This window comes from Microcystis sp. M109S1, from assembly GCF_020247025.1.
GTDB lineage: Bacteria > Cyanobacteriota > Cyanobacteriia > Cyanobacteriales > Microcystaceae > Microcystis.
This window is the reverse complement of the sequence record NZ_JADBRW010000247.1, coordinates 1-10,769: the sequence shown is the minus strand read 5'-3', so window position 1 is coordinate 10,769 and position 10,769 is coordinate 1. Positions and strand designations below refer to the sequence as shown.

The window sequence follows — 10,769 nt, the reverse complement described above, 5'->3', positions numbered from 1 at the left end:
TCTTGCTTTTCGTACCAAGCTTGTGTTCGTTCGTGGAGAGCTTTGTTGTAAACTAATCTTACACAGCCCAAAGTGCGCCGCAATAGCGACTCTTGTTCGGGTGTGGGGTAAAATCGGTAAGAATAGGCTTTTTCCATATTTCACATTCTGGCATATATTTTGTAAATGCGCTAATATTTAACGGTAAAGCCAACCTAGAACGACGGGGTTTCAGACCCAAAATTTTCGATGACACCATCTGTTATATTAAGGTTAGCGCTCACTATACAGCCAACTCTAGGTCATCGCTCTACTCTAGATACAGTCAACGGTACAGCCATTTTCAAGGGGAAAATGTACCCATTGGTGTCTTGTCAATTTTTTCTGAGAAGCCCCATGCAGTAAGGGTTTCGTTGATTTTTTAGTATTTCTGTATGGGGGAAGTCCAGTTATACGACTGACTTCTTTGCTTCGGGATAAAATCCCGTCAGTCCCGCTCGCTCAAGCCTTCACTGGGTAAGCTTTTCGACCTCTTTGACCCCATCTTGCTCCCAAAAATGAGCGGACGATGAGTTAAGACTCTTCCGCACTCTTGATGGGAAGACAAAATGACTGCGATAATCATACCGTTACTGCGGTTTAGCACTCTGTGCAAGGTTTTTACGACATAAGAGTACATATACGGAAGGAACAAAATATAACGCCATTAAAGTTGCGCCACCTAACCCACCTATAATACTAATGGCAAGAGGCGGCCAAAAACCACTAGGATCGAATAATAAAGGGATAAACCCAATAATAGTTGTTAAGGTGGTCGCTATCACATGACGAGTAGCTCGCATCACTACATTTCGAGTTGCTCGACGTGAACCAAGGCTGGCTTGAGTATCATGACGCAAAGCGTCAAGAATTACGATTGAATCATTAACACAGATTCCTAACAGTCCAATGATCCCTAAAATCGCTGTAAACCCAAAGGGATAATTAAACAAGGCCAATGATCCTAAGCCTAGTCCTAAGGATAAAATCGCAACAAGAATAATAATACTGGCCATACGGAAAGAATTAAAAGTGAGGACTAAACTGGCCACCATAATGATCCCTAAAACCCCAAGAGTTGCAATCAAATTACTTAAAGCATCCTGACGTTCTCCTTGTTCTCCGCCAAAATCCCATGAATAACCATAGGGTAACTGAAAATTACTCATTTCTAATCGTTTTTCAAACTCAGAGAGTACCTGTTCCGGTAATACACCAGCCGGAATAAAACCCTGTATGGTATTCATCCGTTGGCCATTACGACGTGAAATAGCAACAATATCTGGCAAAATTTCCACCGTCCCCACAGTAGATAGGGGAACAATTGTCGATGAAGTGGCAGAATTTCCCGAAGATAAGAGGTTTAATGAGCTAATTTCAGCTAAATTGCTCCGTTGACTATTAGAAGTCCGAACTCTCACAGGTAGTTCTTTTGTTCCTTCTAAAATCGAGCCTCCGACTGTTCCCTCTAAACTGGTATCTAATTGACGAGCAACGGCTGTTTTATCTAACCCTGCTAAACGTAGCTTTTCTTCATTAAGATTGACAGCTAATTTGGGCAAACTTTCGCTTAAAGTGGCGCGAGTATGGATAATATCCGGGGTTTTAGCTAATTCGGCGCGAACTTGATCCCCTAAAACCTGTAATTGCACTAAATCTGACCCATATAAGCGTAATTCAATCGGTGCATCAAATGGCGGACCCTGTTCTAATTGTCGGACAATAATTTGCGCTTGGGGAAAGGCTTGATCTAATTCTTGCTGTAAGGTGCGAATTAACGCACCCGACTTGACGTTTTTCTGAAGTTGAACAATTCCTTGCGCGTAATTAGGCGATTGTTCTCGATTTTGTAAGACATTGTAGTAAAAAGAGGGCGCACTTTTCCCAATAAACCATTGAACGTCTTGAATTTCAGGATGCTGTAAGATTAACTTTCGGGCTTGCATCACTTGAGACTGGGTTTCGGGTAAAGACACACTGATGGGTAATTCAAAGGTTAAATGAAATTGTTCGCGATCGGTGGGGGGGAAAAACTGTTGTTGTAGGGTAGGAAAGCTAATAAAACCCCATAAGGGAAGAATAAGAATAAGGGCGATCGCTAATAAGGGACGTTGAAAAGTGCGATCTAAACTCCACTTATAAAGATAGGTTAAACGAGAATGGGTAAATCCGCTTTGCCACCAATATCCATTTGTGGGGGTTGGTTGCCAATGATGTAATCTTCCCGCTAAGGCGGGAATCACGGTGACAGATAGAATAAACGAGCTAATTAGGGCTAAAATTACGGTTACTCCAATCGTTCCGGTAAATTCTCCAGTTGATCCTGAAGCGGTAGCAATGGGCAAAAAAGCGATAACACTGGTAAAGGTAGAAGCGAGTAAGGGAATAAAAATATGATGTACGGTAGTAGCAACGGCTTTGATCGGTGATATACCTTCTTCTTCTTTTAAAGCCATTTGCACCTCATCAACCACAATAATCGCATTATCAATTAATAATCCCAAGGCGATAATTAATCCTGTTACGGAAATTTGATGTAGGGGAATTCCTAACACCCTCATACTGCCAAAAACCATCAAAACTGATAAAGGAAGGGATGTTCCCACGATTAAAGATGATTTCCAGCCCATGATCACAAAGGTGATCCCAAAAACTAAGACAGCACCCATGATCAGGTTTGATAAAACCGAGTCCAGTTGTTGCTGCACATAACGACTTTGATTAAAGATAATGTGTAGGCCAATTCCTTGAGGAAGGTTTTTTTCAAATCTTTCTAACTTAGCCTTGGCGACTGTCATCCAAGAATCTAAGCGTCTATCAGATTCCACAAAAGCAGTAATTGCGATCGCCAGTTTTCCCTTAATCATCGCGACTTCTCTGGGGGGATCTTCAATTCCTTTACTAATATTTGCAATATCACCTAATCGCACTACTTGACTAGACGAACCTGATTTAATTGATAAACGATTTAAACGGTCTAAAGAATCTAATTCTCCTTCAATTTCCAGCAATAAGTTACTTTGTTCGCTTCGTAATTGGCCGGCAGCAACTTTGGCATCACTTTCTAAGATTTGTTGAGATAGGGACTGTATAGTTAATCCTAAATGGGTTAATTGTTGGGGATCAACTTCAACTCGAATTTCCTCCGTAGGATTGCCAAATAATTCAACTTTTTCTGTTCCTTCAATTAACCGTAAATCATCTTCTAATTCTTGCGCCCAACGGCTCAAAATGCCATAATTCGGAGGGCTTGATAATTGCCAAGTTAAAGCAACAATTAAGGCGTTGGCTTTGGGTTTTGATTCTTCAAATTCAGGGAGAGAAGTTCCCGATGGTAATTGAGAAACAGCATCATTGACTTTATCACGAATTTGTGACCAAACGGGATCAACATCGGTAATTTGGTCATTTAATTCAATGGTAATGCTGGAGAAGCCAAGCTGAGAGGTAGAATCAATATTTTTAATTTCCTCAACTTCCAATAAAGCTTGTTCTAATTTATCAGTAACTAGCGTTTCTACTCGTTCAGGGGTTGCGCCAGGAAATTGGGTGTTAATGACCGCAAAACGAGGGGTTAATTCGGGATCTTCCATACGAGGTAAACTGAAAAAGGAAGATAAGCCCCAAACGGCGATCGCTAAAATAGTTAAAACTAATAATCGGACGTTTTTATAAAAGATAGAAGACATAGGAGAATGATGAATTAAGAATTGAGAATTATGAAGTTCGGGTGAGAAAGTAATAAGTAATAAGTAGGGAGGCACAATTATTTGTAGGATGGGTTAGCGCACTTCGTAACCCATGCCTAGGTTGGGTTTCATGCTTCAACCCAACCTACGTTCATCTTATATTTAATTCCACCCACCCACTTAAGTAATAAGTAATAAGTAATAGGTGTTCAGCTTTTCATTGATAACTGATCACTGTTTACTGTTCACTGTTAACTGATAACTGCTCACTGTTCACTGTTTACTGATTTTTACCTTTTGCCCCGAAATAATGCGATTTGTGCCATTAGTAATCACTTTTTCCGTTCCGTCTAATGTTCCTCGCACGAGAACTCGCTCCCCATCGGTGTATAAAACCTCCACATCCCGACGTTCTACGACAAATCCTTGGGCTGCATTCCCATCTCCTAAGACATAAATTGACCATAAACCGCGAATTCCTTTGACTAGGGCGGTGCTGGGTAGCCAATAACCTGAAGTATCGATGTTTTGTTGCCATTGCCATGTTACGATTTGTCCAGTGGTTATTTCGGGCGAGGTAACTTCACCCTTACCTCTACCTCCTTCAAGTTGGAAAACCACCGTTACGGTACGACTCGCAGAATCGAGTTCGGGTAAAATTGCCTTGACGGTTGCTGAATAGGATTTTTGGTCAATTTTTAAAGTGTGAGACTGTCCAATCTTGATCTCAGACGTTAAAGACGTAGGAACACCAATATGGGCTTTAACGCCGTCTAATTGTACCAAACGCACCACCCCTTGACCAGCTTGTACCGCCATTCCTTGATCGAGATAACGTTTTTGAATTTTGCCCGAAAAAGGGGCTTGAAGAACGGTCTTTTCTAAATCAAGTTCAATACTAGCTAGACGACTATCTAGCTGTTTGATCCCTGCTTTTTTAGCTTCAATCACTTCACTACGAGTTCCGGCTAATAATTCATCTAATTGACTTTGAGCCTGTTTAACCCTTGCTTGCTGTTGGCGAATGATTTCAGGGCGCGTTCCCGCTAATAACTCATCTAATTGACTTTGAGCTTCATTAACCCTTGCCTGTTGACTATCCATATCTGTGACGACTTCGTCAAACTGTTCACGAGAAATAGCCCCTTGCGTATAAAGATTCTGTCGTCGCTCCTGTTTACTACGAGCCAAAGCTAATTGTGCTTGCAGGGTTTTCAAACGCGCTTGGGCTGCCGCAATGGTTTCAGCACGAGGTCCTACTTCCATCTCTTGTAGTTGAGCTTTTTCTTGAGCCAAATTTGCTTGGGCCGCGGCAATGGTTTCAGCACGAGAACCCGCCTCCATTTCCTTTAATTGTGCTAAAGCCTGTTGTTTTTGGGCTAATAAGTCTTGTTTTTGGGCGATTAATTGACGGTCATCTAAACGAGCAAGGGGCGTTCCTTGATTCACCCATTGTCCTTCTGTCACCAGCAGTTGAGTCATTGTTCCTCCTCGTTCAAACCCTAAATCACTGGTATTTTGAGCGACAATTTCCCCAGTGTAAGTTCGAGACTGTTGATAAGCATTGACCTGTACTAGCTGGTCGATTTCAACGGGGAGAAAATGTTCATTTTCAGCAACAGAAGGAGCGATTGGTTGAGTTGGTTGACTGATTGACCCAATCCCATAACCGACTCCTAACAATAAAAGTCCCCCAAGATACCATCTCCGAGCCCCTTGGAAACGGCGTTTTGAGTGTTTTTGAGGTTCAGAAGAGGTGATAGTGATTTTTAGGGGATCTTCCGACATAGGGTGTGACATAGGATGGCTATCTGGCATAAGTCTAATCATTAAAGAGTTTAACGTGAAGACGGGGATGGGTCTCAGCTTATCTACAACTGCTGTCTTATTTTTTCCGAATTTTATTTTTCAAACGACACCCCACGGCAATAATGCCTAAACTCATTAAGCCAAGGGTAACAGAGGGGTCGGGAGTCGAAACAATTCTCAGTTGCAGGGGAAATCGAATGGAAACAACTGGATTTAATGCCCCTAGTGACCCATCAACAAAGACTTGGTCGGGAACAACGGCGGCATCTTCACTGACTAATTGTACTTTATTAGAACCCACATCCGCTAAGAAAGCATTGGCTAATCCGTCAAATTGTCCTAACAAGCCGGCTACCTTAGCGACACTAAAGGGATTACTAATAATCGCTTCTGTGTCATCATCAGGGGCGGTGGTTGCACCATATTCTAAGAATGAATAAATATCGCTATAACCAAAGCTAAGAATTTTAGTAGTATCTAGCAATAAAAAGCTCTCCACTTCATTAGGATTAGCGGCATAAATGCGTTCTTCTAGAGAGGAGGTAGGAGAGGAAAAATAGTTCTCTCCATTAATATCATTTCCTAAATTCCAACTCTTGTTAAAATCACTGTTTTTGGGGCCAAAACTAAACCCAATACGACCGACATCAATACTGTTATTGGTCAGGAAAGTAGAAAAGTTAGAGAATCCGGTGATATTATTCAATAAAGTTGCTGCTCGTGTTGCACCTAGAGGATTCACCAAATTTTCGGGACTAAAATCAATCCCTGCAGCATAGTAGGGAGCTGGATTACCGGGTGCATTTAAGCTCATCTCAATATGACCTGCGCCATAGCCTACAAATCCTTGAGGAGTCGGGTCTGTTCGCTTTCCAAATAACCGCAGACAGTTATCAGAAGCAATAGGACGAGTGGCAACAAATTGAACGGAACTAAAATCAAATAAATCACCTGTTTCACAACTAGCAGCACGAGTTGGAAGGGGGGATAATAGGGTGGCTGTTCCTGTAGTTGTTAGTCCGAGTAATAAGGCAAAGTGACGCATAGACATGAGCTTTTTCCTAGTTCAAAATAGGGGCATCTTGAAAAACCCTTAATGGTTTTTACTGATCAGGATATTTCTAAATGAGTAAAGATTAGAGATTTAGATAGATTTATTTTAGATTTGATGATTAAGTTTTTTGATGTAAACGACGACTTTTCTGATAACATCGAGGACAAAATGCAATTTTAGACTCCTTTTCTACTTCTAAAATTATACTTTGTTCGACTACCTTGTGAGACTTTACTATCACTCCTTTTAATCCGAGAATTTGGGTAAGTTGTTGCTTCATAGTTCTTGGCAGTAATCTGATGTCAACTATTAGTTTAGCATAATATGTACTGAAGAACCTCAGTAGAGTTGTTGAACAATATAGTCGTTTCAAATAAGTTTGAGACATAGGAGTGTGAGCATCTTGCTCACTAAATTAGGGGTAAAGTGGTGCAAGAGTGTCTCATTCTTACTTGAATTAACTATAACTATCAAAACAGCTGAATCCGTATCTTGTCATTAACTGATAGTAATATCGTTAAAATTACTAAAAATTTTCTCCTGACAGAAATCCAAGGTTTTATAATTATTATGCAACAACTCTAGTTAGGTTAAGGTTAACTAAACCGACTTTTTGAGTTTCATAATTAACCCTAAACCTGCAATCGAAAAAATTCCCACCAGATTTGTAGGTTCGGGAACAGAAGCAGCAAAGGGAGTAAAAGTACGATCTCCTCTGGCTACAGCCAATTGTAATCCTTCAACAGGTTCCGTTGCTCCTGCTGCTATTAAAAAATCACTCAATTCCTTTGTTAAAAGAATTCCTAAAGGTTCTAGAATCCAAGTATTATTGACCAAATCAACATTAGGTAAGCCAGGTGCTACGGTACTAAAAACTGGAAGACCTGTGTTAGCTGTATCTCTCACAAAAACAAAGTAAGGCTCAGGAATATCTGGATTGCTATTCACTTCAAAGAAGGCGGAAAAATCCCCGATCTCGAACACAGGAGGAAGATTAAGTTTAGTTTGATCAACGTTGAAAAAGACACTTCCCGTCAATTCAGTCGTTCCACTAATCGGCTCATAATTATCTGTTTCTCCATCGTAACTAAATACCCAATCCGTTCCTCTTATATTAGGGTCAGAACTTGGAGGAAGAATATCAAAAGCATAATCATATCCCTGTGCGGGAGTATCAGTATTCTCAACCGATACCAAAGATAAACCAATTCTTTCTAACACGGCTAGTACATTAGGATCAAAGTTAAGACTGTCTTTTCCCCCTGTTTCAATATAAATAACAGGTTCAGCTTTAACGGGAAGAACAGGATTAAGAGCGATTACAGAGGTTAATCCTAATAGAGTTACTAGATGTTTTGAGTTCATTGTTAAGTCTCCTGTGTCGATTTTTTGGAGTTTGTAGTCAAGAGTGTTTTCTCTAATTTAAAAGAGGTTTCAGAAAAGACCGGAATTCTTCAACTTCTTTTAAGAAACTTACGGTTAGCTGTGGCTAAATTGACTAAAAAGAGTCAAGCAAAATACTTAAAGCATAATTACTCATTCTTTATTCCATATTTTGCAAAATATTACCCTTTTTTCAAACGTTCAACTAATTCAACCGCACAAGCGATGCCACTTTCATGAAATCCATAGGAATCAATGCCTCGTTTTTTGATGTGGAAATAAGTCCCTGAGAAATAAATGGGGCCAGTTTCATTGAGTTGATAAATTTGTTTTTGGGCTTCTAGAGTATTCATGTCATAAGCTGGATGTCGATACTTAAGAATGCGGATAATTTTGTCTTCATCAATGGCGATGGGGGGGGTATCTAGAGAAACAAAATAATCTTTCTTAGCCGTAAAATTATGGACTTTGTTAGCATAATATGTCACATAAGTATAAAGCTTTCCTTCTTTAGTTACTTGCCCATAATTCCATGATTGCCATTTACTGCGATCTGGGTTCATAATAACCGGATCAGTGTGAACAGTGACGGCAGTTTCATTGTATTTAAAACAGCCTAATATTTGCTGTTCTAACTGGGTTGGTTCAGCTAGTATTCCTAATGCTTGATCAGCGTGAGTAGCCATAACCACCTTATCATAAACTTCTTCATCTGTGGTCGTTTTTACCGTTACTTTTCCGTCTTCTCTTTTTTTAACGTAAATCACTTCTTGTTCAGTACGAATCGGTTTCTTTAAAGCATCTTTGACCCTTTCAACATAACGACTACTTCCCCCTTTAACAGTTTGCCATTCGACCGTTTTTCCCCCCAATCCTCCTTGATCATGAGTCATAAAAAAGCTGATAAAAGTTGAAGCTGGAAACTCCATTAACAAGTCTGTCGGAATTGACCAAACGGCTGATCCCATTAGCATGACAAAGTTATCTCGGAAGGATTGGCTATAGTTATTTTTATCTAGATATTCTTGCATAGAAATTCTCGTTTTTCCTTCCCAGAAATCAGCCCGCGCTTCAGAGAAAAAGCGTTTAGCTTCTTGATAACAAGCTACTAATTCTGGAGGTTGTTGACGGGCAAATTCTTCCATCGGCAGCTCTAGATCTAGGGAATTAAACTGCATTCCAGTATCTAAATTATAGAAATTAAAGCCACCTAAATGATCTTGAGTCTCTGCTCCTAAATCAGCAAAAAATTTCATCAAGTTGGGATAATTAGGTTTATTACAAACCACAAAAGCCGTATCAAAAGAAATCCGTTGACCCTCCTCATCCAAATCTAAGGTGTGAGCATGACCGCCGACACGACTACTTTTTTCATAGACATCAACCTCATATTGATCTTGAAGATAATAGGCAATGGGTGTGCCAGAAATACCCGAACCAATGATTGCTAATTTTTCCATAATTTTGTCCTTGAATAAATTGTGAAGGGGGTTAATTAGTGGGGTTAAAATTTAAGAAACTTTCCTAACTATTCTCCGAAGAATGTTGATAGTCAGGATGGGACTTTTGGGACTGACTTAAACTCAGCAAAAATAAGACAAAAATGACTAACATTAATGAGAAGATATACCGAGTTCCCATCATGGTCATGACAATAGCTGATAGAATGGGACCGGCGGTACAACCTGCACTATAAATTGAGGTAAAGACAGCACTCCCGGAGGATAATTCATTAAGGGTAACGGTAGAACCAATCAGGGCTAATGATAAGGGAAAAATGGGACTCATTCCTACCCCAGAGACAAAAGCTAAAAAGGGGGTAATCATGGGATTTTCGATTAAAGATAAGCCAAAAACTGAAACAATAACAATAATTACACTACCGACTAAAACCTTAACTGTCCCCATCTTATCAGCTAAATGAGTAATAGGAACAGTTGAAATTAATCCGCCTAAAATAAACAAGCCAAAAATCAAACCAATGCGCTCAATGCCATAGTTTTGTTCGAGTAAACAAAGGGGATAAAGAGAAACTAAGGTGGCAACACTGAAGCCATAAGCAAAAGCTCCTTGTAGGGGAAGTTTGAGCTTTTGAATAATGCTAAAGTTGGGCTTTTGAAACTTAACCGTTTTCTCTGGTAATCCAAAAAAGACAACAACAATTCCACTTAAAATCAAGCCACTTCCTAATAAAAAAGTGATCTTAGGAGAAAGATTATAGGCGACTGCTCCCATAATCGGACCGATACCAAAACCTAAGCTAAAAGCTAAAGCATCTAAACCATTAACCATGGCTCGATTTTGATCATTACAAAAATAGTTAATAGCGGTTTGTCCAGAAATCAGATATAAACAACAGGCCAAACCCATAACGCCACGAATGATAAACCAAAGAGATAATTGAGTAGTAAAGGCAAATAGAGGTGCAGTTATTCCCATTAAAAGGAATCCTAACATCATGGTTTTTCTTAATCCAATTTGGCGAAGAATACTAGCCACAATCGGTGTTCCTGCGGCAATGACAAAAAAGTAAAGAGTAGAATTTGCCCCAATAACAATATTGTCGTAACCCTTTTCTTTCATAAGGGTAGAAACAAAGGGATTAAATAACCCTAGGGAAATTCCCGATAAAAAGGCCACTAAATAAAGGGCGGGAAGTCCAACAGAAAAGGGAGAATTGGCATTTTTAGTCATCATGGGAAAATTCCAGCACAAGGTTAGTAAGCTAAACGGCGCTTAACCTGCATGATCCAATAGCTATAACCCTTTTGGAGTCTATATCGGTGATCCGAAGTAAAAGCCGTTTAGCTTAAGAG

Annotated in this window: 8 protein-coding genes; all 8 read right to left on the bottom strand. The window is 39.9% G+C overall.

Annotated features, from left to right (window positions below; translation table 11 throughout):
• Nucleotides 1-137: helix-turn-helix domain-containing protein (locus tag IM322_RS12355; RefSeq protein WP_287713080.1), on the bottom strand; the 137-nt coding region annotated here is incomplete at its 3' end.
• Between the two features lie 471 nt (nucleotides 138-608).
• A complete protein-coding gene (locus tag IM322_RS12350) occupies nucleotides 609-3,707 on the bottom strand; it encodes an efflux RND transporter permease subunit (protein WP_287672066.1) in 3,099 nt (1,032 codons plus the stop codon).
• 273 nt (nucleotides 3,708-3,980) lie between these two features.
• Complete coding sequence (locus tag IM322_RS12345) at nucleotides 3,981-5,507, bottom strand: efflux RND transporter periplasmic adaptor subunit (protein WP_287672064.1); 1,527 nt, start codon at nucleotides 5,505-5,507, stop codon at nucleotides 3,981-3,983.
• An 85-nt stretch (nucleotides 5,508-5,592) separates the two neighbouring features.
• Nucleotides 5,593-6,567 (bottom strand): PEP-CTERM sorting domain-containing protein, encoded by a 975-nt coding sequence (locus tag IM322_RS12340; RefSeq protein ID WP_287672062.1) that lies wholly within the window; start codon nucleotides 6,565-6,567, stop codon nucleotides 5,593-5,595.
• A 121-nt stretch (nucleotides 6,568-6,688) separates the two neighbouring features.
• Nucleotides 6,689-6,850: a hypothetical protein gene (locus IM322_RS12335; RefSeq protein ID WP_287672061.1), complete on the bottom strand. Its 162-nt coding sequence runs from the start codon at nucleotides 6,848-6,850 to the stop codon at nucleotides 6,689-6,691.
• 320 nt (nucleotides 6,851-7,170) lie between these two features.
• Nucleotides 7,171-7,935 carry a PEP-CTERM sorting domain-containing protein gene (locus tag IM322_RS12330; protein ID WP_287672060.1) on the bottom strand — a complete coding sequence of 255 codons (765 nt, stop codon included), beginning with the start codon at nucleotides 7,933-7,935 and terminating at the stop codon, nucleotides 7,171-7,173.
• A 200-nt stretch (nucleotides 7,936-8,135) separates the two neighbouring features.
• A complete protein-coding gene (locus IM322_RS12325; protein ID WP_287672059.1) occupies nucleotides 8,136-9,413 on the bottom strand; it encodes an NAD(P)/FAD-dependent oxidoreductase in 1,278 nt (425 codons plus the stop codon).
• A gap of 64 nt (nucleotides 9,414-9,477) precedes the next feature.
• Complete coding sequence (locus tag IM322_RS12320) at nucleotides 9,478-10,650, bottom strand: MFS transporter (RefSeq protein ID WP_287672057.1); 1,173 nt, start codon at nucleotides 10,648-10,650, stop codon at nucleotides 9,478-9,480.
• Between the last annotated feature and the right edge of the window lie 119 nt (nucleotides 10,651-10,769).

Coding starts and splice junctions, on each gene's coding strand:
- IM322_RS12350 (WP_287672066.1), bottom strand. CDS start 3,707: ATGTCTTCTATCTTTTATAAAAACGTCCGATTATTAGTTTTAACTATT.
- IM322_RS12345 (WP_287672064.1), bottom strand. CDS start 5,507: ATGTCACACCCTATGTCGGAAGATCCCCTAAAAATCACTATCACCTCT.
- IM322_RS12340 (WP_287672062.1), bottom strand. CDS start 6,567: ATGTCTATGCGTCACTTTGCCTTATTACTCGGACTAACAACTACAGGA.
- IM322_RS12335 (WP_287672061.1), bottom strand. CDS start 6,850: ATGAAGCAACAACTTACCCAAATTCTCGGATTAAAAGGAGTGATAGTA.
- IM322_RS12330 (WP_287672060.1), bottom strand. CDS start 7,935: ATGAACTCAAAACATCTAGTAACTCTATTAGGATTAACCTCTGTAATC.
- IM322_RS12325 (WP_287672059.1), bottom strand. CDS start 9,413: ATGGAAAAATTAGCAATCATTGGTTCGGGTATTTCTGGCACACCCATT.
- IM322_RS12320 (WP_287672057.1), bottom strand. CDS start 10,650: ATGATGACTAAAAATGCCAATTCTCCCTTTTCTGTTGGACTTCCCGCC.